Source organism: Streptomyces sp. NBC_01723, assembly GCF_036246005.1.
Taxonomy (GTDB): domain Bacteria; phylum Actinomycetota; class Actinomycetes; order Streptomycetales; family Streptomycetaceae; genus Streptomyces.
Genome location: NZ_CP109171.1, coordinates 6,731,357 through 6,755,995, shown reverse-complemented (window position 1 = coordinate 6,755,995; position 24,639 = coordinate 6,731,357). Strand labels below are relative to the sequence as shown.

The 24,639-nt window shown below is 72.3% G+C and carries 22 protein-coding genes and 1 pseudogene; 11 read left to right on the top strand and 12 right to left on the bottom strand.

What is annotated here, in order from left to right:
* The first annotated feature begins 70 nt into the window (after positions 1-70).
* Both OIE75_RS31760 and OIE75_RS31755 read left to right on the top strand, forming a co-directional pair.
* A complete protein-coding gene (locus tag OIE75_RS31760; RefSeq protein ID WP_329472991.1) occupies positions 71-547 on the top strand; it encodes a DUF5994 family protein in 477 nt (158 codons plus the stop codon).
* A gap of 705 nt (positions 548-1,252) precedes the next feature.
* Positions 1,253-2,209, top strand: coding sequence for an STAS domain-containing protein (locus tag OIE75_RS31755; protein ID WP_329472990.1), 957 nt, complete (start codon positions 1,253-1,255; stop codon positions 2,207-2,209).
* Between the two features lie 209 nt (positions 2,210-2,418).
* On the opposite strand, the gene OIE75_RS31750 is transcribed toward OIE75_RS31755, so the two are convergent.
* Complete coding sequence (locus OIE75_RS31750; RefSeq protein WP_329472989.1) at positions 2,419-3,162, bottom strand: AraC family transcriptional regulator; 744 nt, start codon at positions 3,160-3,162, stop codon at positions 2,419-2,421.
* A gap of 55 nt (positions 3,163-3,217) precedes the next feature.
* On the opposite strand from OIE75_RS31750, the gene OIE75_RS31745 reads away from it, so the two are divergent.
* The 5 genes from OIE75_RS31745 (at position 3,218) to OIE75_RS31725 (ending at position 8,266) form a co-directional block, all read left to right on the top strand.
* Positions 3,218-4,480 carry an MFS transporter gene (locus OIE75_RS31745; RefSeq protein WP_443078405.1) on the top strand — a complete coding sequence of 421 codons (1,263 nt, stop codon included), beginning with the start codon at positions 3,218-3,220 and terminating at the stop codon, positions 4,478-4,480.
* Positions 4,481-4,655: 175 nt separating this feature from the next.
* On the top strand, positions 4,656-6,209 hold the full coding sequence (locus OIE75_RS31740) for a PP2C family protein-serine/threonine phosphatase (RefSeq protein WP_329474086.1): 1,554 nt from the start codon (positions 4,656-4,658) through the stop codon (positions 6,207-6,209).
* Positions 6,206-7,300, top strand: a complete 1,095-nt coding sequence (locus OIE75_RS31735; protein WP_329472987.1) for a cobalamin B12-binding domain-containing protein — start codon at positions 6,206-6,208, stop codon at positions 7,298-7,300. The genes OIE75_RS31740 and OIE75_RS31735 overlap by 4 nt, the downstream gene beginning before the upstream one ends.
* Positions 7,297-7,710 carry an STAS domain-containing protein gene (locus OIE75_RS31730; RefSeq protein WP_307015927.1) on the top strand — a complete coding sequence of 138 codons (414 nt, stop codon included), beginning with the start codon at positions 7,297-7,299 and terminating at the stop codon, positions 7,708-7,710. The genes OIE75_RS31735 and OIE75_RS31730 overlap by 4 nt, the downstream gene beginning before the upstream one ends.
* A 49-nt stretch (positions 7,711-7,759) precedes the next feature.
* Positions 7,760-8,266: a MarR family winged helix-turn-helix transcriptional regulator gene (locus OIE75_RS31725; RefSeq protein ID WP_307015926.1), complete on the top strand. Its 507-nt coding sequence runs from the start codon at positions 7,760-7,762 to the stop codon at positions 8,264-8,266.
* A 72-nt stretch (positions 8,267-8,338) separates the two neighbouring features.
* Here OIE75_RS31725 and OIE75_RS31720 read toward each other — a convergent pair whose 3' ends face one another.
* From OIE75_RS31720 to OIE75_RS31700, 5 genes are all read right to left on the bottom strand, one after another.
* Entirely contained in the window at positions 8,339-8,737 is a 399-nt protein-coding gene (locus OIE75_RS31720; RefSeq protein WP_307015924.1) for an ATP-binding protein, read from the bottom strand.
* Positions 8,738-8,805: 68 nt separating this feature from the next.
* Complete coding sequence (locus OIE75_RS31715) at positions 8,806-9,177, bottom strand: STAS domain-containing protein (protein ID WP_307015923.1); 372 nt, start codon at positions 9,175-9,177, stop codon at positions 8,806-8,808.
* Positions 9,178-9,277: 100 nt separating this feature from the next.
* Complete coding sequence (locus OIE75_RS31710; protein WP_329472986.1) at positions 9,278-10,444, bottom strand: PP2C family protein-serine/threonine phosphatase; 1,167 nt, start codon at positions 10,442-10,444, stop codon at positions 9,278-9,280.
* 112 nt (positions 10,445-10,556) lie between these two features.
* A complete protein-coding gene (locus OIE75_RS31705) occupies positions 10,557-11,912 on the bottom strand; it encodes a 6-phospho-beta-glucosidase (protein WP_329472985.1) in 1,356 nt (451 codons plus the stop codon).
* The gene (locus OIE75_RS31700; RefSeq protein ID WP_329472984.1) at positions 11,909-12,226 is read right to left on the bottom strand and encodes a DeoR family transcriptional regulator; all 318 of its coding nucleotides are present in this window, start codon (positions 12,224-12,226) and stop codon (positions 11,909-11,911) included. The genes OIE75_RS31705 and OIE75_RS31700 overlap by 4 nt, the downstream gene beginning before the upstream one ends.
* A 339-nt stretch (positions 12,227-12,565) precedes the next feature.
* Between OIE75_RS31700 and OIE75_RS31690 the strand changes: the two are divergent.
* Positions 12,566-13,064, top strand: a pseudogene (locus OIE75_RS31690) (aldo/keto reductase); the annotation flags it as partial.
* A gap of 278 nt (positions 13,065-13,342) precedes the next feature.
* On the opposite strand, the gene OIE75_RS31685 reads toward OIE75_RS31690, so the two are convergent.
* On the bottom strand, positions 13,343-14,044 hold the full coding sequence (locus OIE75_RS31685) for a maleylpyruvate isomerase family mycothiol-dependent enzyme (RefSeq protein WP_329472983.1): 702 nt from the start codon (positions 14,042-14,044) through the stop codon (positions 13,343-13,345).
* Between the two features lie 213 nt (positions 14,045-14,257).
* On the opposite strand from OIE75_RS31685, the gene OIE75_RS31680 reads away from it, so the two are divergent.
* A complete protein-coding gene (locus OIE75_RS31680) occupies positions 14,258-16,084 on the top strand; it encodes a glycoside hydrolase family 3 protein (protein ID WP_329472982.1) in 1,827 nt (608 codons plus the stop codon).
* Positions 16,085-16,126: 42 nt separating this feature from the next.
* Here the strand turns inward: OIE75_RS31680 and OIE75_RS31675 are convergent, their stop codons facing one another.
* The 3 genes from OIE75_RS31675 to OIE75_RS31665 are packed head-to-tail and all read right to left on the bottom strand — an operon-like array spanning position 16,127 to position 17,314.
* The gene (locus tag OIE75_RS31675) at positions 16,127-16,345 is read right to left on the bottom strand and encodes a hypothetical protein (protein ID WP_329472981.1); all 219 of its coding nucleotides are present in this window, start codon (positions 16,343-16,345) and stop codon (positions 16,127-16,129) included.
* Between the two features lie 36 nt (positions 16,346-16,381).
* On the bottom strand, positions 16,382-16,603 hold the full coding sequence (locus OIE75_RS31670; RefSeq protein WP_329472980.1) for a hypothetical protein: 222 nt from the start codon (positions 16,601-16,603) through the stop codon (positions 16,382-16,384).
* A gap of 54 nt (positions 16,604-16,657) precedes the next feature.
* Complete coding sequence (locus OIE75_RS31665) at positions 16,658-17,314, bottom strand: hypothetical protein (protein ID WP_307015915.1); 657 nt, start codon at positions 17,312-17,314, stop codon at positions 16,658-16,660.
* 208 nt (positions 17,315-17,522) lie between these two features.
* Between OIE75_RS31665 and OIE75_RS31660 the strand changes: the two genes are divergently transcribed.
* Complete coding sequence (locus OIE75_RS31660) at positions 17,523-18,707, top strand: sensor histidine kinase (RefSeq protein WP_307015914.1); 1,185 nt, start codon at positions 17,523-17,525, stop codon at positions 18,705-18,707.
* A complete protein-coding gene (locus tag OIE75_RS31655; protein ID WP_307015913.1) occupies positions 18,708-19,385 on the top strand; it encodes a response regulator in 678 nt (225 codons plus the stop codon).
* A 28-nt stretch (positions 19,386-19,413) separates the two neighbouring features.
* Here OIE75_RS31655 and OIE75_RS31650 read toward each other — a convergent pair whose 3' ends face one another.
* Positions 19,414-21,600 carry an SWIM zinc finger family protein gene (locus OIE75_RS31650; protein WP_329472979.1) on the bottom strand — a complete coding sequence of 729 codons (2,187 nt, stop codon included), beginning with the start codon at positions 21,598-21,600 and terminating at the stop codon, positions 19,414-19,416.
* On the bottom strand, positions 21,597-24,557 hold the full coding sequence (locus tag OIE75_RS31645; protein WP_329472978.1) for a DEAD/DEAH box helicase: 2,961 nt from the start codon (positions 24,555-24,557) through the stop codon (positions 21,597-21,599). Before OIE75_RS31645 ends, OIE75_RS31650 begins: the two co-directional genes overlap by 4 nt.
* Positions 24,558-24,639 lie beyond the last annotated feature (82 nt).

The following is a 24,639-nucleotide window of genomic DNA, read 5'->3' as shown; positions in this document are numbered from 1 at the left end:
GCGAGGAGTAGCGTGGTCAGGAGCGAGCGGAACAGAGCCTTCGTCCCGGACCCCTGAACGGTTGGTTCTCATGACCGACTCCGACACCGCCTCCGGTTCCCGCCATCTGCCGGGTGGCGTCCATACGGCGCTACGACCCGGATGCGCGCTGCTCCGGCTCGAGACGACGGCATCGCGGGAAGGCGTGCTGGACGGGGCGTGGTGGCCGAGGTCGCACGACATCGGTGCGGAGTTGCCCGCGCTGCTCAGCGCTCTCACCGAACACCTCGGCCCGTTGACGCGCGTCGGGCTGGACATCGCGGCCTGGGAGGGGCTGCCGACGCGAATCGTCGTCGACGACCGGGTGGTGCACATCGACTCGTTCCCCGTGAGCGACGACACCGTCCTGATCACCCGGGGCGAGAACGACCTGTTCTCACTGCTGGTGGTCCCGCCGGATGCAACACCCGAGGCCGCCCGCGCGGCGATGGCCCAGACCGTCGTGCCCGGCAATCCCAGTACGGCGGCGCAGATCCTCATCGACACGAGAGGCGGACAGGCACCGTAGCTCTGACGGGCCCCGTCGCCTCGCGGCCGAAACCAACGGTGCGCTCAGCCGCACCCTGCCACGCTGTCCGTTCGCCGCGGCGGGGTCGGGGAAGAACAGATCGGCGCACGCGTGCTTGGTCACCAGCAGATCGACACCCGTCCGGAGAGCCGGGGAAGGGACCTCGGGGCCCCGGCCACCGCGCCCCGGGTGCGCGCCGCTCCGGAGCCATGCCTGCATGGCTGCCTCCCTCCGGCCGCACCACCAGGACCCGGCGCACGAGTTGCCGCCGCAGCTGATCGGCCCGCTGATCGCCGAAGAGGCGGCCGGGCTCGGCGGTCGCCCTTCGGTTCACCATGGCGTAGAGGTGGAGGACGACGCTGGAGGCAGCCCTCGCAAGCCGGGCCTGGTGCGAACACAGGCGTTCGTACGGGCCGCAGGGCCGGACCGTGAGGTGGTGCGGCCCCTGCCGTGCCGCACGCCCGTCGACGCAGCCGCTTCCGGTGGCGGCCGACGTACCGTTGAAGTACCGAGGGCCTCACGCACTCCGGCCGCCACGCCGGGTCGTCCTCGGCGAGAGACGAACCCCGGGCCGTCGCAGTGGTCGGCGCGGAGACTGGTGGCCGTCATGTCCGCCGCGGTCGAAACAACGCCACGCAAACTCATCATGGCTGGTGCCGCGCTGAGCACCCGCGCGGGTCCACGCCGCGGCCGAGGGGAAACGTGATGGCCCTTTCCCGGCTGGACATCCATCGTCGGAATCGTGGGGAGCGGACGCTCGTCACGCTCGCCGGTGACATCGGACCTGCCACGACACCGCTGCTGCGGGCCGCGTTGGAGCGATGTCTGCTGGACGGCGTCAGCGTGATCGACGTCGACCTGACCACGGTCGGATCCTGCGACGGCAGGGGCCTGGACATCCTCCTGTCGGCATCACGACGCGCCGACCGGGTCCACGCTCACCTGCGGCTGCACCACCCGTGCGCGCAGATCACCAGGCTCCTCGATTCCACCGGATCCACGTCGCTGCTCCTCGCGGCCCCCGCGCCGTCCGGCGACCTCGTGAGCACCGCGACGCGGGCGCCCGGGGCCCCCGCTCGTCGACCGGACCAGCCGGTCCTCAAGGACGCGATCCGCCTTCGCCGGCTGACCCGCTGGCAGGCCGAAGACATGCGCGAGGACATCGCGGACCTGGCTGCGGAGTCCGTCGCGGGCACCGCCGGCGAGGCGTACCACGACCGCGGAGACTTCCTGCACCGCTTGGCGGTCACTGCCCACCGCCCCGGCTTCGCCCTGCTGGTCGCCGAGACAACGAGACTGGTCGGTTGCGCCTTCGGTTTCCCGGCGGGCTCGGACGGCTCCGGCCGCCAGGGGTTCGACGGAACGCTCCAGGAGATCATCCACCGGCTCACCTCCCGCGCACGGTTCGTCCTTCTCACCCAGGTCGTGGCCGATCCGCACGCTCAGCACCGCGATATCGCCCGCCGCCTGCAACAGCGTCTGCTCACAGACCTGCACTCCCCGCTCGGGGTCACCCTGCTGCATCCCGCCGACCAAGCAGGACAAGCCGCCTTCGCGTCCTGGGGCTGGCAGAACATGGGGGAGGTCGTCGGGCTGCCCGGCCCCGTCGCCCCCTGCGTGCTGACCCTGCCTGCCGAAGGGGCGCCCTTGGCGAGCAGGTGATGAAGGCCCGCGTTCGGAGGCCGACCGTTCAGCGCGCCCCCGAGTTCATCCGCGAGCACATACCCGCCGCCCTCGTGCCCTTCCGCTCGGCATCGCCCACACCCGGACCTTGATCGCGCAGCATCGGGTGCGGCCTGAGCCGGACGAAAGGCCTTGGGCCGTGTCTGACCGAGGATCTGACGGCTCGTGTCGCTGACCGGCTCGTGCGGTCAGGTGGTGGGGCGGGTGCCGGGGGTGTGGCCGAAGGTGCGGCGGAAGACGTCGATGAAGGTGCTGGCGGACGACCAGCCGCAGTGGTGGGCGACGGTGGTGACGGGGGTGTCGTCGGCCAGGAGGATCAGGGCGTGGTGGAGCCTGATCTGGGTGCGCCATTGAGGGTAGGTGAGGCCGAGGTCGTCGCGGAGGCGGCGGGAGAGGGTGCGGGCGCTGGCACCGATCCGGCGTCCGTGGTCGTCGAGGGAGCGGTTGTCGGCCGGGTCGGTGCGCAGGATGTCGTGCAGTGCGCGGAGCAGGGGGTCGGTGGGGGCCGGCAGGTGGAGGGGCCGTTCCGGGGAGAGGGTGAGCTGGTCGAGCATGACGGCGCGTAGGCGGTGGCGGGGTGGGGTGTCGTTGTCGGGGTCGCGGGTGTAGGTGACGATGAGTTCGCGCAGGAGAGGGCTGACGGCGAGGACCGCGGGTGTGTCCAGGCCGAGGGGGTTGTCGGTGGTGGGCAGGCCGACGAGGTGGAGGTCGAGTTCGCCGTGGGCCTGGTGCCGGTGGACGGTGCCGCCGGGGATCCAGAGCGCGCGGGTGGCGGGAGCGATCCAGGAGCCGGCATCGGTGGTCACCGCAATGGTGCCGCGGCTGGCGTAGGCGATCTGGTGGTCGTCCTGGCGGTGCGCGTCGATCTCGCCGCCGGAGGCCAGGTGCTGGGTCCGGGTCGGCGCGACAGCCGTGTGGCGGATTTCCTGCATCACCTGTCAATCTATCGGAAGCGCGACATGGGATGCTGCTCCCAGCATGGGTGGGGTGCGAAACAAGACATCGATCCTGCTGCTGGCCGTGGGGCACGCCTGCGTCGACATCTACCAGGGCGCCGTGGCGGCGCTGATCCCGTTCTTCGTGGCCGAACGGGACTACACCTACGCGGTCGCCTCCGGCATCGTGCTGGCCGCGTCCCTGCTGTCGTCGGTGGCCCAGCCGCTGTTCGGGGTGCTCACCGATCGGTGGGCGATGCCGTGGCTGTTGCCGGTCAGCACCCTGCTGGGCGGGGTGGGCATCGCACTCAGCGGCCTGAGCGGCTCCTACGGGCTCACCCTGTTCTTCGTCGCCGTCTCCGGCATCGGCGTGGCCGCCTACCATCCGGAATCCGCCCGCGTGGCCAGGAAGGCCGGCCAGGGCAGCCACAGCGCGATGAGCTGGTTCTCCCTCGGCGGCAACATCGGCTTCGCGCTCGCCCCGCTCATGGTGTCGGCCGCCATCGGACACGGCTCCCTGCGCTGGACACCCGTCCTCGTCCTGCCCGCGCTCGCCGGCGCCGCCCTGTGCGTACCCGTGCTGCGGATGCTCGCCCGGCCCCGGACCGGCACGGCCAAAACTCAAGTCCCCCCTGGCGCAGACGACGTGGCCTCGTTCGTGCGACTGTCCCTGGCGGTCGTCTTCCGCTCCGTCGTCTTCACCGGGCTGAGCACCTTCATCTCCCTCTACGCCCAGCAGCGCATGCAAGGCAGCACCACCGCCGGCACCGCCGCCCTGTTCCTGCTGTTCCTGGGCGGTGCCGCCGGATCGGTCCTGGGCGGATTCCTGGCCAACCGCTACAACCGCGTCCGCGTCTGCCGCTGGTCCTACCTGCTCTCCATCGCCGCCGTCACCGGCGTGATCCACACGCCCGGCCCGGCCATGTTCCTCTTCGTGGCTCTCACCTCCGCCGGCCTGTACGTCCCCTTCTCGCTTCAGGTCACTCTCGGCCAGGATTACCTGCCCTCCCGCATCGGCACGGCCAGCGGCATCACCCTCGGCCTCACCGTCAGCATCGGTGGCCTCGTCAGCCCCTTGCTGGGCCACCTCGCCGACACCACCAGCCTCCGGACCGCCCTCACTCCCCTGATCGCCATGCCGGCCCTGAGCTGGCTTCTCTTCCGCACCCTGCCCGAACCCACGACGCCCACCCGCACCGCCACACCCACACCCGCATCCGCATCCGCACAGCAAGCCGCGCATCCCCGCGCGGCCGATGAACAGTGCCCTTGCTGCCGAGCTGAGAGGGCTGGTTGTCAGAAGGCGACATCATGAGGGATGGTTGCCTTAAGACAACTGTTCCGTCGAGGTGATGAGGTGAGGGATTCGCTCAGCGGGTCCTCGGTCTTTGGTATCCACCCAAGCACAAACCGGCGCAAGCACGGATTCGGACCTAGCGTGGGGCGGTGCCCCGTACCCGGTTCTGGTCGCTGACGCAGAGGGCAGACTGATGCGCCGCAATGACGCGGCCGGCGCGCTCCTGCCCCGCGCAGTGCCCGGAACGCCCCTGGTGAATGCGGCTCCGTCCTGGATCGCCGACGCTCATCAAGCACTGCGCTTCCCCGGCCCACGCATCGTCCCGGAGACCGATGTGCCGTGGTCAGGTGCGATCGGGGGTCGCCGTTTCGAGGCACATCCCAGTGTGCGGGACGACGGTTCGGTGGTGTGGTGGCTGGTTGACGACACCGATCACCAGTTGGCCCGGGAAGCCCTGGAGACGGAGCGGAAGCGGACCGCGTTCCTCGCCGAGGCGTCCAGTGCCCTGCTCTCCTCGCTGAATCTGGGGCGCTGCATGGATGTGACCGCGCAGATGGCCGCCGAGAGCCTCGCCGATGCGGCGCTGGTCGTCGCGCCTGCCCGTGGGCCTCGGCTACCGGTGGTGACCTGCCTGCGTGGCGGGGTTCCCAGCCTGGCGCAAGAGAAGGTGGACCCCGAGGGGGTGCCAGGTCTGGCCGAGGCGCTGCGGGGGTTTCCGCCGGTGCCCTCGCGGTGGATCGACCCCGCGGCGGCGCCGCGTTGGATGGTGCCCCAGGGCTTCGGGCCGGTCGGCTCGATAGTGATCACCCCGCTGCCCGGGCACGGTGTCCCGGCCGGAGCGCTGGTGTTGCTGCGAAGGACGGAGAGTGTCGCGTTCAGTGAGGAAGAGGAAGTCTTCGCTCGGCTGTTCGCGGCCCGTTCCGGGGCGGCGATGTCGGCCGCCCGTCTCTATGCGGAGCAGAGCGCGATCACCGAGGTCCTGATGCGTGATCTTCTGCCGCCAGTGCTGCATCAGGTCTCCGGGGTCGACTTCGCCGGCCGGTACCGGCCGGCGGGGGACCACGAACGCATCGGCGGAGACTTCTACGACGTGCACCCCGCCACCGCCGATGGTGACGCTTCCTTGGTCACGCTCGGGGATGTGTGCGGAAAGGGCCTGGAGGCCGCCGTACTGACGGGCAAGATCCGCAACACGCTGCATGCGCTGCTGCCGCTGGCGGACAACCACGAGCGGATGCTCGACGTGCTCAACACCACACTGCTCAACTCGCACACCACTCGGTTCGCGACCCTGGTCCTGGCCTCCGCCAAGCGCCGGGGCAGCGAGGTGGATCTCAGGCTGACCAGCGGTGGCCACCCCGCGCCTCTGATCATCCGCGCGGACGGCACCGTCGAGGAAGCCGGGACCCGCGGCACCCTGATCGGGGCCATGCCCACGATCTCCGCCCTCACCGCGGCCGTGTCTCTGGCCCCCGGCGAGTCCTGTGTCCTGTACACCGATGGCATCACCGAAGCCAGGGGCGGGCCGATGGGTGACGTTCTCTTCGGCGACGAGCGTCTCAAGCGCGCCTTGTCCGAGTGCGCGGGCATGCCCGCCGAGGGGATCGCGGAGCACGTGCACATGCTGGCCTCCCAGTGGCTCGGCCAAGGCCGTCACGACGACATGGCAGTCGTCGTGATCTCCGCTCCCCGCACCCACCATCTGAGCGCGGTGAACGGCCACACACGGGGCAGGTACACCGCATGAACGCCAGTGTCTCGCCATACCTCGCAGCCGCCGCGGACATGCGGGAGCCGGCGGACCTGTTGTGGAACGCCGTCTCGGCGGGAGACGAGGCCGCGGCCACCGAGCTGGTGCTCCGTGCCCTCGACGAAGGGGCAGGACCGGAGAGCGTGCTGCTGGACGTCATCGCAGCCGTGCAGGGCAGGGTGGGTGAGGAGTGGGCGGCCAACCGGATCAGCGTTGCCCAGGAACACGCCGCGACCGCCATCAACGAGCGGGCGGTCACCGCGGTGAGCGTGCACCCCTCCGCCCGCACCGCAGTCTCCCGGGGCCGGATCACCGTCGCCTGCGTGGACGGCGAGTGGCACGCTCTGCCCGCCCGGCTCTTGGCCGAAGTACTGAAACTGCGCGGCTGGCAGATCGACTACCTCGGTGCCCAGGTCCCCTCACCGCACCTCATCGACCACCTTCACAAGACCCGCGCCGACGCGATCGCCCTGTCCAGTTCGATCGCCACGCGGCTGCCCACGGCCCACGCGGCGGTCACCGCGTGCCAGGCCATCGGCGTGCCCGTCCTCGTCGGAGGCGCCGCGTTCGGACCCGACGGGCACTACGCACGACTGCTGGGCGCCGACGCGTGGGCACCCGACGCCCGCACTGCCGCCGACCACCTTGCCCAGGGGCCGCTGCCCCGGCCACAGCCCGACCATCAGCAGATCGACGACCTGCCCCACCTGTCGGACCAGGAATACACCCTGGTCAGCCGGAACAGCAGGTCCCTGGTACGCGCCGTCTTCACCCAGCTGGAGACGACGTTTCCGGCGATGGCGTCCTACGACGATCTGCAGCGTGAGCGGACCGCGGAGGACCTGGCGCACATCGTGGAATTCCTCGCCACCGCCCTCTACCTCGGCGACGAGACCCTCTTCACCGGGTTCATCACCTGGACCGCGCAGATCCTGGTGGCGCGCGGTGTGCCCGCGATGAGTCTGCCTCCGGCACTGGGGCTGCTGGCCCATGAACTCAAGGACTTTCCCCGAGCCTGCCGTATGCTCCGGGCTGCCACGCACGTACTCACGACCGCCCACTCCAAGACCGCCGGGATCACCGCATGACCGCAGTACCCCTCGATCACCTGCGCCTCGTCATGGTCGACGCGCAGAACAAGGTCCGCATCGAAGTGCATGGCGATCTCGACTACGACAACGCCGATCTCCTCCTGGACGAGGCAACCGCCCAGCTCGCCGCCCGGCCCGGCCTAGAGGACCTCCATCTGCACTGCGCAGGACTCCGCATGGTCGACTCCATGGGCCTGTCCGTCCTGCTGATGATCGGCCGCCGCACCACTCAGGCAGGAGTGCGACTGCACCTGGACGATCGCCCCGCGCAACTGGACCGCCTCCTGGACCTCACCGGCACCCTCACCCACCTCACTGCCTCGGTCCCCGCCCGCGCCCCGCAATCCGTAGCGGGCGAAGACGACGTCCTTGCGGCCCGTCCTACCGGACCGGACGGCACCACCTGATCCAGTGTCCGGCCGCCGGCCGGGCAGAAGCACACCACTGAGGGCCACCATGACCGCACCGGACGCAGCCCCCGACAGGACCTGCCATGAGGCAATACGGTCCGCCGGCAACATCACCGAACTCCTCGACGTGCTGTGGGAGCACGCCAGGAATGCCACCGACGGTGGCACCACGCCCACATCGACGTCCCAGCTGCGCCTGATGTACCTCGCCGACCGTGCGGACGGGATCCGGATGCGCACCGTCTGCCAACTGCTTGCCTCCGCGCCGTCCACCGTGACCCGCATGTGCGACCGCCTGCAAGCCATCGGCTTCCTCGAACGCCTGCCCTGCCCCGGCAACGGCCGCGAGATCATCCTGCGACTGACCCCCGCAGGCACCCGGCACCTGCTGCGCATCCGCGAACAACGCGACGGTGTGCTCCACCGTGCCATCAGCAACATGCCCTCCACGGAACGGCGTGCCCTCGCCACGGGGCTCGCCGCGCTGCAAGCGGAGCTCGACGCCGCTCACGGCGACGAAGACGCAACACCCGCAGCGCATCCCGCAGCTTGAGCGCCGTGACCCCTGCGAGGAATCACTCTCGGTGCAGTTCCCCGCTTCGAGGGCTGTTCTGCGGGCGATGCGTCAACCGTGGGCGGTGGTGCCCAGTACAGCCCTGATCGTCTTTCCGGCAGCAGTGGTACGCACCGACACCTCGTCACTGAGGAGTTGGATCAAGGGCCACCCGAACCCGCCCGGAGCACCGGCCCGGTCGCGGGCGTGGGTGTGCGGGACGACGGGTGACGCGTCGGTCACGCTGATGGTGATCGTGCCCGCAACGAGGCGCGCGTCGAAGGCGATCAGGCCACCGCCGTGCCGACCGGCGTTGGTGACCAACTCCGTGACCACGAGCAGGATGTCGTCGGTGACCTGCGAAGGTGGGGCCGGATCGCACGTCAGAAGCAGTTCTCGGACGCGGTCACGCGCGGTGGCAGCGCTGAGGGGCGGCTCCAGCCAACCGGCTGTCGTCTCGGCTGTGGTCACGTGCCTTCACCCCTGTCTTCTCGGCCACTCCCCCAGGCGGCCGCCCGAGCCTCTGGGGTGTGCGGCGCTCATTGCCGATGGGCGGCGTCGCCGCGGGACCTGATCAGGGCCACGGCGGCCCCGATGTCGCTGGTGAGGTCGAAGGCACGGGCGACGTCGGTCAGCGTGAGAAGTCGCTCCACCACCGGGGGCAACTGGGTGAGCACGAACGGGACGCCCACTCGGTCGTGTTCGGTCTTGGCGGCCAGCAGAGTGTGGAGGAAGGCGGAGTCGGCGAACGTGACCTTGGCCAAATCCAGGACGGTGCCCGCCGGGCGGTCCGCCGAGGGGACCAGGGTCAGGGCCAGGCTTTCGTCGCTGTCGGGGTCGAACTCCCCGACGGCCTGCACGATCCGCACCTCGTCGACCGTCGTGACGGTCACCTCCGCTTCGACTCCCATACGGGGATTCTCCCAGGTCGCTGAGGAGGAGGCGCAGTGAGGGGCACGAGGCTCGGCTGGGGCCGGGGTCGCACGCGCGTCCGCGGCGGCCCTCCCTTCGTCAGTCCCGCCCGTACCAGTCGAGGCAGACGACCAGAGCGTCGTCGTCCAAGGGCGTGTTGCCACGGTACGTGGCCAGCTCACGCAGCACGGCTCCAGGCACCTGCTGCGGCGGCAGCAGCCGGGCGGCGGTCAGTGACCGGGCGAGCGCTCGTTCCCCGTACTTCTCCGCTGCGGGGGAGACGGAGTCGTAGACGCCGTCGCTGCCGATCAGCAGGCGGTCGCCAGGAAGCACCTGGAAGTACTCGGAGGTGTAGTGGGTGTCCTCGAACATACCGAGAGGCAACTGCTCCTCCAGCGGCAGGGAGTCGACCTCCTTGTCCCGCATCCGCCAGATGCGGGGTGATCCGGCGTCCACGGCCTCGACCTCGCCGGTCGCGAGGTCGAAGCGCAGCAGAACGACCGCCACGTGCGCAGAACCGCGGTACTGCGCATACACCGCCTGGTCGGCGAGTGCCGCCTGGTCGGCCAGGCCCAGCCCGGCACGCCGGGCGTTGCGCATGGCGTTGACGGCGAGGTTGGTGAGCAGGGCTGCCTCGATGCCCTCGCCCATGCCATTGGTGACGGTGAGCGTGAGATGGTCGGCGGACGCGGACCAGTCGAAGTTGTCCCCGAAGATCGCGTACGCGGGCTCCAGATGGCCGCCGAGGGAGAACTCGGGGCGCGAGCAGGCACGGCCGGGCAGCAGCTGCCACTGCATCTCCGCCGCCAGGGTCAGGCGCGCGGCACGCCGAGCGAGCAGATAGAGGTCGGTGTCACGCTCCGCGACGAGGATCTCATGGCCGAGAACGTCGCAGAGGTGCTGCATCTCCGGAATCAGCTCCGGAGAGTGGCGGTCCTCCGGCAGGGTGACGGACAGAACTCCCAGGCGGTCGCCGCGGATCGTGACCGGGAGGTGAACGGTCACCGCGTGTGCGTCGGGATCGGCGAGAACGAAAGGTTCCTGCGACCCGAACGCCCTGCCCTGCGGGCTGTCGTGGATCTTGACCGGCTCCGTGGTGAACGGCACTGTCTCGACCGCCTGGAGCGAGCGCATTCCGTAGTCGGCCATGCGCAGTTCGACGCGTCCGGCGCCATATTGCTCCATGAGGGCGGCTGTCACGACGTCGAGCAGCGCATTCGGCGTCGCCGCGCGCAGCGCCCGCTCCACGGAGGTGAGTCTGTCCACGTGTCCCGCTTCCCTTACGTACCGCTTCCAGCGGTAGCGGCACATTCTACCGAGGTGACTGTCCTCGACGGCCGGCGTTCAGGCCGGCGGTGAACGTGCCCCGTCGGCTTCGTCAGCCCCGGTGGGACAGGTTCGACGGAAGCCGGCCCGCGAGGACGCGCTCCGCCGTGTTCACCGAGTCCACCAGCGGGTGCAGCGCCAGGGCCCGCAGCGCCGCGGACCGCGAGCCGCTGGCCGCCGCCTCGATCGCCGCGCGGTCCACCGCCTTCACGCTGAGCATCAGGCCGAGCTGGTCCGGCGCCACCGGCCCCGTGGCCAGGGGGGTCGCGCCGGTGGCGTCGACCAGGCAGGGCACCTCGACGACCGCGTCCGCGTCCAGGCCCGGGACGGCCGTGCGGTTGCGGACGTTGAGGATCAGCGTCGTCCGCTCGTTGCGGGCGATCGCGCGCATCAGCGCCAGCGCGACCCGGTCGTAGCCGCCGCCCTCGAGATCGGACGCGGCGCGCTGCCAGCCACCCGTGCTCTCCCGGCTCTCGGCCATGTACGTCGCCTCGCGTTCCTGGCGCGTGCGCTCCCACGCGGCGAAGGCGTGCTCGGGCCGGGCTGCCGCTTCCGCGTAGAAGGCGGCCTGCTGCTCGCGCAGGTACTCCCCGCGGGTCGCGGGGGCCTGCCGCAGCGCCGCGACCGCCTCCCGGTTGAAGTAGTAGTAGTGCAGGTACTCGTTGGGCAGCGCGCCGAGCGTGCGCAGCCAGTCGGCGCCGAAGAGCCTGCCCTCCTCGAAGGACTCCAGCGCGGTGGCGTCCGCCAGCAGCTCCGGCAGCCGGTCGCGGCCGTCCACGGTGACCCGCCGCAGCCAGCCGAGGTGGTTGAGCCCCACGTAGTCGTAGCCCACGCGGTCCGGATCCGCGCCCAGCGCTCGCGCGGCCCGCCGGCACAGTCCGACCGGCGAGTCGCAGATGCCGATGACGCGGTCCCCGAGAACGCGCTGCATGGCCTCGGTGACCATGCCCGCCGGGTTGGTGAAGTTGATGACCCAGGCGTCCGGCGCGACGGCCGCGACCCGCTCGGCGATCCGCACCGCCTCCGGCACCGTGCGCAGTCCGTACAGGACGCCGCCCGCGCCGACCGTCTCCTGCCCGAGGATCCCCTCGCCGAGTGCCGCACGCTCGTCCCGGGCACGGCCGTCCAGGCCACCGACACGGATCGCGGAGAAGACGAAGTCCGCGCCGCGCAGCGCGTCGTCGAGGTCGGTGGTGGTCCGGACGACGGGCGGAGCCGGCCGGTCGTTCCCGGCGAGCGCGGCCGCCTGCTCGGCGAGGACCGAGGAGATGGCGTCGAGCCTCGCCCGCTCGGTGTCGTACAGCAGCAGTTCGGTGCACCGGCCGGTCGCCTCGCCGTCGTCCGTGACCAGGGCGCGGTGGACGAGCGGTACGCGGAACCCGCCGCCGCCGAGCAGAGTGAGCCTCATACGGTGATTACCTCCGTCCCGGCCTCGCGGAACGCCGCGAGGGTGGCCGGGTCCGATGTGACGTTGGTGAGCAGGGCGGCCTTGGCCGACAACTCGTCCACCGCCACGTCCTCGAAGGCCGGCTCGTCGTCGGCGCGGGCGGTCACCGCCCCTCCGTGGACACGGGTGAGCCGGCCCGCCTCGCCCAGCTCGGTGAGGTCACGGCGGGCAGTGGCCTGGCTGACGCCGAGCCGTCGGGCGATCTCCCGGAGGGGCAGTACGCCCTCCTCACCGAGGACGGCGAGCAGTTCTCCGTGGCGTACCTCTCGCAACATGCCCCGCAATCTACTCCGCATGATCGGTTGTGCGCGGCCCGTACGACGCGCCGGTCCGGCCGTTTCGGTGCTCGTGGGGTGGGCGTCGTTTCCCCGGGTGGTACGGGGCGACGACGGAACAGCACGTCGGTTTCGAGTCGTGGTCGGAGCGGGACCGGCTGGTTCTCGTGGACTTCGATCCTGCTGTGGCGGGGACGGCATCCCAGCCGTTCTGGCCTCCTCGTGTGGGGGGTCAGTCGTTCCCGGCGGGGACGACCGTGCCGGTGGTCGTCCAGCCGGCGAGCAGGTCCAGTGCCTCTCGCTCCGGGGAGTCCGGTTCGGGGGTGTAGAAGTTGAGGGCTGATCCACGCCCCCCAGCCGTGGGACGACGTGGCGCGCACTGGAGGACGCCCACAAGGCGGGCAGGATCCGCGCCATCGGTGTGTCGAACTTTCTCCAGTCCGACCTGGAGAACATTTTCGCCCACGGGACTGTGGCACCGCACGTGAACCAGGTGCTCCTGCACGCCGGGAACACCCCGGCCGAGCTGCTGGCCTTCTGCGAGGAGCGCAGCATCCTCGTGCAGGCGTACTCGCCGATCGCCCACGGCACGCTCCTCGACAGCCGCCAGATCAAGGCGATCGCCGAGAAGTACGAGGTGAGCGTCCCCCAGCTCTGCATCCGCTACACCCTGCAACTGGGCACCCAGCCGCTGCCGAAGACCGCGAACCCCGACCACATGCGCTCCAACGCCGACGTCGACTTCGAGATCTCCGAGGAAGACATGGCCACCCTGCGCACCCTCGACGAGCGCGACTACGGCGAGCACGCCGCCTTCCCCGTCTACAGCGGCAAGTAGGACCGCACCCGGGCCGGCCGCCACGCCCCACGCCGCGGCCGGCCCGCCGTCACGCCTTGACGCCGCTGCCACAGAGGCGGCCCTGTCCTCAGCGACGGAGGACCGACATGGCGGACACGATGAAAGCCCTCCTGCTCGGCGGGGACCGGAGTGGGTACTGAACGACGTGCCCGTACCCGGGCCTGGGCCGGGCGAAGTGCTGATCCGCGACCACGATCGGCAAGATCGTGTGCACATGCGCCTGAAGACCTGTTCCGGCTCAACCGGCATCGCGCTGCTCAGTTTGTTCTTCGGCCTGAGCCCAGCCGGGTGCGCAAGACCGCCACACCGTCCCCCTCGAGGTCCTCGTACGCCGCCGCGCGGCCCGCCATCCCCATCACCAGAGACAGCGTCGGCCCCCGGAGCAGATCCCCCGAGCCGGTGGCGAACGGGCCGTCCGTGGCCTCGACCCGCAAGCCGGCGATGGCACTGCGGCTCGAAACGGTGAAGTCGCGGGCGGCGAAGAAGCGGGCCACGGCGGTGGTCGTGGCCACCGGTGGTGTCCGCACCAGGCCCAGCGGCCGACGGACGTCCTCGCCGTGCACGACGATTTCGCCCAGCCAAGCCGCCGTGTGTCCCGTGGGCCCGGCGGGCCCGGCGACGGCATCGCGAAACCGTTGCAAGGTCGCCTCAGGTGTAGCACCACGGTGCTCAGCGAGTCGTCGGTCGTTGTGCAGGTCGGCGTCGAACCGCGCGGCCAGCATGCTCAGCAGCCAACGCCACCGTCCCACGCGGGCACCCGCGGTCAGGTGGGCCACGACCTCCTCCACCGTCCAGCGCCCACACAGCGACGAGGCCGCCCACTGCGCCGCACTGAGCCCGGCCAGGTCTTGGGCGAGCGCGGAGCGCTCGACGTGGATCGCCCGCTCCAGGTCCCGCCGGGTCTCCGGAATGTGCGGTTCGGTCATGGCGCGGGCCTCCAGGTGTCGGGTGTCGTGCATCGGACTCCCGCCGACGTCAGAACTCATCGGTCACCACCAAGTGTGGGCCGCCACCCGGCCTCCTGACGGGCACGGAGCCCACATTCGTCTGGACCTATTTTGTCTAGACCTATTGCCCCGCCCGTAATCCGCGGGCTACCTTTCCCGCTGCTCGGAGTCCTTCAAGAATCCGTCAAGTCCCTTGATGGGCAAGGGTGGAAGGAGCAAATCCGCATGCAGGACCGGAGTCTTTCCCGACGAACCGTGCTCGCCTCCGCGACCGTGGTCGCCGCGGGCGCGACGGCCGTCTCGGGTGTGGCAGCCACCCCGGCGGTCGCCCACTCGCGTGACCGGCGCCTCAAGAAGATCATCTCCAGGATGAGCGTCGAGGCGAAGATCGGGCAGCTGTTCGTGCCGTACTTCTACGGCACGTCGGCGACTTCCCCCAGCCCGCTCGACCAGGACCGCAACCTCAAGGAACTCGGCGTCCGCACCGTGGCCGAGCTCATCGCCAAGTACCACGTCGGCGGGGTCATCTACTTCTCCGGCTGGGCGAACAACATCCAGGACCCCCGCCAGATCGCGGACCTCAGCAATGGTGTGCAGCGGGCCTCGCTCGCGCTGCCCACCCCCATCCCCTCCCTGATCTCCATCGACCAGGAGCACGGCGTCAACGTCCGCATCGGCAGCGGCGCCACCCAGCTGCCGGGGGCGATGGCGCTCGGCGCGGGTCGCTCGCTCTCCGACGCGCGCACCGCCGGCTGGATATCGGGCACCGAACTCGCCGCCCTCGGCATCCATCAGAACTTCGCGCCGGTCGCCGACGTCAACGTCAATCCGGCCAACCCCATCATCAACGTCCGCTCCTTCGGTGCCGACGCCCACGCGGTCGGTCGCATGGTGGACGCCCAGGTGACGGGTTATCAGCGGGCCGGTGTCGTGGCCTGCGCCAAGCACTTCCCGGGCCACGGGGACACCGGCGAGGACAGCCACACCGGACTGCCCGTGATCACCCACACCCGCGAGGAGTGGGAGCGCGTCGACGCCCCGCCCTTCCGGGCCGCGATCGCCGCCGGCGTCGACTCGATCATGACCGCGCATCTCCAGGTCCCGGCGCTCGACCCCAGCAACGAGCCCGCCACCCTGTCGCCCGCCATCCTCCAGGGCGTGCTGCGCGACGAACTCGGCTTCGACGGTGTGATCGTCACCGACGCCCTCAACATGCAGGGCGTACGCACCAAGTACGGCGACGACCGCGTGCCGGTCCTCGCCCTCAAGGCCGGCGTCGACCAACTGCTCTTCCCGCCGAACATGGACGTCGCCTACAACGGTGTCCTGGCCGCCGTCCGGGAAGGGGAGATCACCGAGGACCGCCTCGACGAATCGGTCCTGCGCGTCCTGCGGGTCAAGGACAAGGCCGGCCTGCTCGGCGGCAGCCCCTACGTGTCGCGGAGGGAGGTCGACCGGGTCGTCGGGGCCCGGGGTCACCTGCGCGCCGCCGCCCGTATCGCCGAGCGCACCACCACCCTGCTGGTCAACGAGGACGACGCGCTCCCGCTGCGCCGCAGGCAGCGGAAGCTGCTCGTGGTCGGCGCCAGCCCGGCCTTCCCGACCGACGCCAACCGCACCACGGTGCCCGAGCTGGCCAAGGCGTTCGACGAACTGGGCTACCGCACCACCCACCTCGCCACCGGCCGGACACCCGACGCGGCGAAGATCGACGAGGCCGTGGCCGCCGCGCGGGGACGGGACGCGGTGGTGGTCACCACCGACAACGTCGGTGCCACCAGCGCCCAGCGCATCCTGGTGTCCCGGCTGCTCGCGACCGGCGTCCCCGTCGTCCACCTCGCGGTGCGCAACCCCTACGACATCGCCCACCTCGGCGGAGTCCCGGCCTCACTGGTCTCCTACTGCTGGACCGAGGTCGAACTGCGCGCCGCGGCCCGGGTGATCGCCGGCCGGGTCGAGCCGCGGGGCAAGCTGCCCGTGCCCATCCAGCGGGCCGACGATCCGGCCAGGGTCCTCTTCCGCATGGGACACGGCTTGTCGTACGACGACTGAGGTCGCGTAGCCGCAACGGGTTCCGGCTCCGGTGCTTCCGCTTCAGGGGGCATCGGGCCGACCGGCGCCGCTCGCGCTCGGTTCGGCCGCGCAGGCCCGGTCGGTGCGCGGGCGCTCCCCGGTGACCAGGAACGCGGTCGTCGCGTCGTTGAGGCAGCGGTTCTCGAGGTAGAGCACGCTCTGCGGCACGCCGTAGTACTTCAGCACCAGCGGGTAGCTCGGGCCGGGCGCGCCCGGTCCGCCGGCGTTCGTGAACAGCACGCCTCGGCGCTTCTCGGAGTTCGTGCTCGCCAGGCGTCAGATCGCGACGTCGATCTTCCTGCCGTCGGGGTTCCGGTAGTCCAGCGGCACCTTGAGTGTGCCGCACTGCAGTCTCGGCAGTGGGGTGCCGGGACACTCGCCCCAGCTGATCCCGTCAGGAGGCGCCGTCGCGCTCGGTGCCGTCTGCGCGGAAGCGCCCTGCCAGGTGAGCAGCGCCACCATGACGGTGGCGAGGACCCCGACGAAAAGCCTTCGCATGCAGTACTCCTTGCTCTTTGCTTCGTGGAGCGTGGTGGGGGGAGCAGGGGCGCGTCAGCCCGCCGCGCCGTCGAGGAGTCGGCTGTAGCGGAGCCGCAGGGCACGCTCCGTACTGGCCGTCACCGTGATGAGGCCGACCACGGTGTTGCCCCAGGCCGGCAGGTCGACGGGAGCGGTGAAGGTCCCGCCGACGTGCCGGGCGATCTCCTCCGGTTGGGTGAGCTGTTCGGCGAGCTGCGTGAGGACGAGGAACAGGCCGACGAGGAGCACGACCGCCGAGAGGAAGCCGACGGCGCGGCTCACCACGGGGTGCTTGCGGTCGAAGTGGGCGCGGCGCCCTTCGGCCGAGTCGCGGTCGGGGACGAGCTGGTACTCGGCCCCGTCATCGGTGACGTAGTGACAGCGCTTGAGCCCGAACTCGCTCCTCCTCACCTCCACGACGCCGCCCGGAACGGGGAAGGCGGCGGGGAGCTTCGACTCGGCGTGCTGCCTGCCGTCGAGGTACAGCTGGGCGCTGACCCTGCCGGAGTCGTCGCTCTTCCCGTGCCTGACGTCGACGGCGTAGACGCTCCGGCCGCCGTCGTCGTTCGGCAGCTTGAGGTAGAACAGGGCGCGGAACGGCAACTGCCACCAACGGAAACGCTTCAGCGCCCGCCCGTCCCCTGGCCTGACCCGCCGCACGGCCCGCCGACGGCGCACGTCCTCGAACATGCCTGCCACTCCTTCTGCTCGCTCGGCTCGCGCTGCTCTTCGGTTGTCCCGGCGCATGAAGGAGTCTGTTGGCGCGGCGGGGACCGCACATCGGCCCCGCGGTCGGGAACGTCTTGGACCACGGGCGAGGCAGGGATTCGACTTTGGTCTAGGGCGCCTCAGTCCTCTGACCGAGTCACCGGCCGCACGGCTTCGCGATAATGGGCGGGTGAACATGGACGTCGCGCCACGGCTCGGGTGGTGGCAGCAGACCTGGCGGCTGACGGCAGCCGCGGCCCTGGGCCTGGTGGCCTGGGTCACGACCGGTGTGGCGGTGTCGAATGGGCCGGCGGGCGAAGTGGGCTCCTGGTTCTTCATCGGTGATCCGCTGGTGGCCGGCGCCTGCCTGACGGCGCTCCTGTGGCGGCGGCGGTTCCCGCTCGCCGTCGCACTGGCGGTGTCGGTCGCCTCGACCACCTCGGCGCTGGCCACCGGCGCGGCGCTGGTGGCCCTGGGCTCGATCTCCACCCGTCGTCGTCCGGTGGAGATCGGGGCCGTGGTGCTGGCCTACGTGACCGCGACCCAGTTCGCCGTCCAGATCTATCCGGTCGAGACCCCGCCCGGCTCGTTCTGGTTCCAACTCGTGTCGCCGGCCCTGACCGCGGGCATCGCGGTGGCGATGGGCATGGCCGTCGGGGCCCGGCGCGTCGAGGTGCGGTCCCTGCGGGAGCGGGCGGAGAGCGCGGAGCGGGAGCAGTCCGCGCGGGCGGCGCAGGCGCGGGCCCTGGAACGCAACCGGATCGCCCGCGAGATGCACGACGTCCTCGCCCACCGGATCTCCCTGGTGGCCATGCAGGCCGGCGTGCTGGACCACCGCCGGGATCTCAAGGCCGAGGAGAACCGCGTACTGGTCCGCGGCATCGCCGAGGGGTCCCACCTCGCCCTGGAGGAGCTACGGGACGTCCTGGGCGTGCTCCGGGCCGACCCCGGTCTCCCGGATCCGCCGCAGCCCTCGCTGGACTGCGTCCCCGACCTGGTGGCCGACGCCCGCGCGTCCGGACTGGACGTCACGCTCGCCGGCACCGTGACGGGGACGCCGCCCGACCTCGTCGGCCGCACCGGCTACCGGGTCGTCCAGGAGGGGCTGACCAACGCCGCCAAACACGCCCCGGACGCGCGCATCCGCATCACCCTGGAAGGAGCGGCGGGCGACAGCCTCCGGGTGAGCGTCCGCAATTCCCCGTCGACCACGACGGCCGCGAAGCCGCCGGCGTCGGGATTCGGCCTGCTCGGCCTCGGCGAGCGTGTCGACCTCGCCGGTGGAGAGCTGCGCCACCACCCCACACAGGACGACGGCTACCTCCTCACCGCACAACTGCCCTGGCCGAGCCCCACGCACGAAAAGAGAGCATGAGTGGACAACGAGCGGGAGCCGGTGCGGGTCGTCATCGTCGACGACGAACAGCTGGTGCGCATGGCGCTGCGGCTCGTCATCGACGGCGAACCGGACCTGACCGTCGTCGCGGAGGCGGCCGACGGCGACACGGCGATCGCCGTGGTGGACGAACATCGGCCGGACGTCGTGCTGATGGACGTGCGCATGCCCGGCCGTGACGGTCTCAGCGCGACCCGGGAGCTGCTCACCCGGCCGGCGCCGCCGCGGGTGCTGATCCTGACCACCTTCGACTCCGACGATCTGGTGCTCGGCGCCCTGCGCACCGGAGCCCTCGGGTTCGTCCTCAAGGACACCCAGCCGCCGCAGCTCCTCGACGCGGTGCGGGCGGTCGCGGACGGCAATCCCGTGCTGTCTCCTGCCGCCACGGCCCGGGTGATCGCCGCGGCCACCGGTCCGCAGTCCTCGCACGCCCGTGACTCGTCGCGCGAGGCCGCGCGGAAGCAGCTGGCCGCGTTGACCGAACGGGAACTCGACACCGCCCGGGCCATCGCCGACGGGCTGGGCAACCCGGAGATCGCCCGGCGGCTGCACATCAGCGTGGCGACGGTCAAGGCGCACACGGGCAGTCTGTTCGCCAAGCTGGCGGTCGAGAACCGGGTGCAGATCGCCCTCCTGGTGCGTGACGCCGAGGGGTGACCCCAGGCAGGTGGCCCCCGGCGGCCGGTCAGAGGTCGTCGGCCGCGCCCAGTCCGGTGAGGGCACCCACCGGGTCGAGGTCGGGGGTGCCCCGTGGCCACCAGTCCTCCCGGCCGGGCTCCGACTCGTAGGCGTACCAGAGTCCTGACCGGCCGAGCCGGAGCTGGACGTGGCCGGCGGGGTGGGTGAGGCGGTTGCGCCAGGGCCGGAACGCGGGGAGGTCGGCGGCGAGCAGCAGGGGGCGGGCGCGGTCGAAACGGCCGGCCGGCGGGTCCCAGGCCTCCTCCAGTACGTCCAGGCCGTCGGCGCCGCCCTGTCGCCAGGCCGCCACGGCGCGCGCCAGGTCGGCCTGGTCCCGCCCGGCCGCGCCGGCCAGGGAGGCGTAGAGCGCCCGGGTGCCGGCGGTGAGACCGGAGCCGGGGCGGGCCGCGGCGAGGCGGGCGGCGTCCTGCCACAGCGTCAGCCCGCTCACCGGGTCACGGCCGGTACTGAGCAGGGCGTGGGCGCGAGCGGCGGCGTCGGTGGCCAGCTGGTCCAGCGCGAAGGGGTCGGGTCCGCCGGGTGCCGCAGGGTAGGCCGGGGGCTGCTCGGGATGCTGGGGTGTGGGGAGCGGGGCGGGGAGGGGCGGGAGAGGCCGCGTGTCCAGTGCCGCACTGGCCCGTACGCCGGGCAGTGGCGCCGGTCCGCGGTCCTGGGCGGCACGCGCGGCACGGGCCGCGTTCAGCCGGGACAGGGCGTCGAGCAGCGCGCGTTCGCCCCGGCCGCGGAGCAGGAGCAGGACGAAGGGGTCGGTGTCGAGCAGCCGCGCCGTCTGGTAGCAGAGCGCGGCGGCGTGTTTGCAGGGGTGCCCCGAGTCGGGGCAACTGCACCGGGGCGCGAGGTCGCCGGGGCCGGGGAGCAGCGGCGCCCCGCAGTCCGCCAGGGAGTGGGGCAGCTCCCCGTCGAGGAGCGCGGCGATGTGTCCGGGCCGCTCGACGGCGGCGTCCAGGAACCGCTGCCAGTCGTCGTCGCCCAGCGTCCGCAACCGCACCTGCACCCGGTACGGCCGCGGCCGGCTGCCCTGTACGTAGGCGAGGACCAGGCCGGGCGTCACGGTGATGGCGTCGACGTGACCCCGCTCGGCATAGCCGCGTCCGCGGGCCAGCCGGGCCGCGTCCAGGGCGCCTTCTTCCAGCGCGCTCACCCACGCGTTCCCCCACCAGGTCGCGGCGAGGCCCTCGTCCGGCGCGCGGTGCGGGAGCGCGGGGAAGGTGCGGCGGAGGTCGCCGTCGCGGTCCGGGGCGGCCATCGAGCGGGGGGTGCTGCGGGGCTTCGCGGAGGGGACGGGCGGGGCGGAGTGGGCCTCGCGGGGGGTGGTGTCGCCGTGCGGGAGCGAGGAGGTGGTCGCGGGGCGGGGCTGCCGGTCGGGCGGCGAGTCCTCGGCGGGGTGCGGTGTCCGTGCCGCGACGGCGGGTGTCCGGGACTGTTCGTCGGCCGGGCCGCCCGGCGTGTGCGGCCCTTCGGGTGCTGCCGGGGGCGGGGCGTCCTCGTCCTCCCGGTCCGTCTCCGGCGGCAGTCGGAAGGCGTCCGTGGCGAAGTCCCGTACGGCACGGGCGCGGGCCCGGGCGTCGGCGGCGCGCGGGTCGCCCGCGGTGGGCCGTGGGTGCCGGGGCGGGGCCGGGCCTCGCCGGGTGCTCGACGCTTCCTTGCTCTCGGCGGCCGCGCGCGCCTGCCGCCGCGCCGCACGCAGGGCCTCTCGTGCCACGTCGGCCGGGCGGGTGTCGCCCGCGTCCGGGGTGGTGAGGGAAGAGGGTGGCGAGACGTCAGGACGGTTCGGTGCGGCGGGGTGGGGCGTTGCATCGGGCTCGGAGACGGGGCCGGCGTCGGGGCCCGAGTCGAGGCCCGAGTCGGGGTCGTCCGTGGGGCCGGACGGGGCTTGGGGAGCCGTCTCCTCGGGCTGCTCGGCGTCGGCGTCGTGCGCCGGAGTGTGCCGTGCGGTCCGGGTGCCGCGCAGCGCCGCGCGTGCGATGTCACCGGGGCGCGGAGGGCGGTCCCCGTCCCCGTCGCCGCCCTGGTCCCGGTCATGCTGCCGCGCGGGCTCGCGGACCGAGGTGTCGGGCTCCGGGTGGGCGCCGGTCCCGGACGCGGTGTCCGTGGGGGTGTCCGGTGTCGTCTCGCCGCGCAGTCGGGCCTCGCGCAGGGCGCGGCGGGCCTCGTCGGCGGGACGGGCGGTCATGACGGCCTCCGCAGGGACACCAGGTCGGACAGTTCACGGGCCGTCAGCTCGGTGAGGGCCGACTCGCCGGAGCCGAGGATCGCGTCGGCCAGGGCGCGCTTGGACTGGAGCATCTCGGCGATCCGGTCCTCGACCGTGCCCTCGGTGATGAGGCGGTGCACCTGGACCGGCTGGGTCTGGCCGATGCGGTAGGCGCGGTCGGTGGCCTGCTCCTCGACGGCCGGGTTCCACCACCGGTCGAAGTGCACGACGTGGCCCGCGCGGGTGAGGTTCAGGCCGGTGCCGGCGGCCTTGAGGGACAGGACGAGGACCGGCGTCCCGCCGCTCTGGAAGCGGTCCACCATGCGTTCGCGCTCGGGCACCGGCGTGCCGCCGTGAAGCAGGTCGACGGGGACCGCGCGGGCGGCCAGGTGGGAGGTGATGAGACGGGCCATGCCGACGTACTGCGTGAAGACGAGCGCCGATCCGTCCTCCGCGAGCAGCGTGTCCAACAGCTCGTCCAGCAGGGCGAGCTTCCCCGAGCGGGCGGCCATGCGGTCGGCGCCGCCCCCACCTGTGGCGCCCGGCGGGTGCTCTTCCTTGAGGAAGAGCGCGGGGTGGTCGCAGATCTGCTTGAGCGAGGTCAGGAGCTTGAGGACGAGACCGCGGCGGCCGATGCCCTCGGCCTCCTCGATGGCGAGCATCGACTCGCGCACCACCGCCTCGTACAGCGCGGCCTGTTCGCGGGTGAGGGGGACGGGGTGGTCGGTCTCGGTCTTCGGCGGCAGCTCGGGGACGATGCCGGGGTCGGACTTCTTGCGGCGGAGCAGGAAGGGGCGGATCAGGCGGGCGAGGCGGGCGACCGCCTCGTCGTCCTCGCCGTTCTCCACCGCGCGGGCGTGGCGCGCGCGGAAGGACTTCAGGGGGCCGAGGAGTCCGGGGGTGGTCCAGTCGAGCAGGGCCCACAGCTCGGAGAGGTTGTTCTCCACCGGTGTGCCGGTCAGCGCCACGCGCGCGGGGGACGGGATGGTGCGCAGGGCCTTCGCCGTCGCCGAGTACGGGTTCTTGACGTGCTGCGCCTCGTCCGCGACGACCATGCCCCAGGGCCGCTCGGCGAGCGCCGGGGCGGCGGACCGCATCGTGCCGTACGTGGTGAGCACGAAGCCGCCGGCCAGGTCGTCCAGGGTGCGGTCGGCGCCGTGGAAGCGGCGGACGGGGACGCCGGGCGCGAAGCGGGTGATCTCCCTCTGCCAGTTGCCCAGCAGTGAGGCCGGGCAGACCACCAGGGTGGGCTCGGTCCGGGCCCTCTTGAGGTGCAGGGCGATGACGGTGACCGTCTTGCCGAGGCCCATGTCGTCGGCGAGGCAGCCGCCGAGGCCGAGGGAGGTCATGAGGTCGAGCCAGGCGAGTCCGCGCAGCTGGTAGTCGCGGAGGGTGGCGTGCAGGCCGGGCGGCGGTTCGGCGGGGTGCACGCCCGCGGTGAGCCGGTCGCGCAGGGCGGCCAGCGCGCCGACGGGCACCACGTCGACGGTCTCGCCGTCGGCCTCCGCGCTGCCGGTGAGGGCGACGGACAGGGCGTCGACCGGGTCGAGCAGGCCCAGGTCGCGCTTGCGGGCCCGGCGGACGAGCGCCGGGTCGACCAGGACCCACCGGTCACGGAGCCGGACGACCGGGCGGTGGGCCTCCGCGAGGGTGTCCATCTCGGCCTCGGTGAGCGGGTCGCCTCCGATGGCCAGCTGCCAGCGGAACTGGAGGAGGTCCTCGCTCTCGAAGAATCCCGTGCCGTCCGTCGCCGAGCCCGGCGCGGTCCTGACGACCGCTGTCGCGGTGAGGTCCTGCGCGAGGTCGCGGGGCCAGTGCACGGCCACCCCGGCGGCCGCGAGCCGACCCGCCGCCACGCCCAGCAGGTCGGTGACCTCCTCCTCGGAAAGCCCGAGGACGTCGGGCACGTCCTGCTCGGTGAGGCGGTCGAGAGGCGGCCAGACCCGCGCCGCGCGTCGCACTCCGAGGGCGGCGTCGACACGCGCGCGGGGGCCGAACGCGGCGTCGGCCTCCCCCGACCACAGATCCGCGGCGTCGGCGACCAGGGTGGGGTCGGCGAGGCTGTGCACCTGGACGATCGCGGCCCCCGCGCTGCGCACCCCGCCGCTGTCGCCGCCCCCCTCGGCTGCGACGTCCCTGTCGAAGAGGTCGTACGCCGACAGGTCCAGGCGGAGCGAGATCCGCACGCCCGCGTCCATTCCGGCGGCGACCTCGGCGGCCCAGTCGTGGGCGCCGGGCAGACTCTGGGCCGCGCGTGCGGCGAAGGGGCGGCCCGAGGCGTGGGGTGCGGCCGGGGTGCGGGGCAGGGTGTCGGCGACGGCGTCCAGGAAGGCGCGGACCAGTGCCTCCGGCTGCGGCAGCCGGATCGGGCCCGGGCCGTCCAGCGGCACCGCGTGGCCCTCCGGGGGCAGGGCGGCGGCCACGGCCCGCAGGTGCGCGATGTCCTCGGGGTCCAGCGGTCCGGCGCGCCAGGCGTCGTGCCCGGTGGCGGTGAGGCCGGGCAGCAGCCTGCCGCGCGCGGTGAGTCGCAGGGCGTGCAGGGCCGCCGCTCCCCAGCAGGCGGTCGCCGGGTGGGCGGCCGGGTCGTGCCGGGCCCGCACCAGGAGCGGCAGGGCCTCGCCGAGCGGCAAAGACAGCGCGGGGGTCGTGGCACGCCGCACGCCGGTGCCGTGCCGGCGGACGACCGTCAGTTCCGTGCGCTCCGTGGGTCCGGCCGGGTCGCCGTCCGGTGTCGAGGCGTACCCGGAGAGGGTGTCGTCCCTGCCCGCCTCCGGGTCCCAGAAGGCGATCCGGGCGTCACGCGGAAGGGGTGCGGGCAGGAAGACGGCGGCCAGCCGGAGCGGGACGGACGGGGCGGGGCGCTGCGGCCCGCTCGTCTCCCGCCACTCCCCCGCTCGCCCGGAGACGGTTGCGTCCGCCACGGCCATGTCGCCCATACGTCCTGTCACCTCCCGCCCGTGGTCCCGATCAGCTGTCTTCGACTCTACGGGCGGGGTCTGACAATCGGCCCCGGCGGAC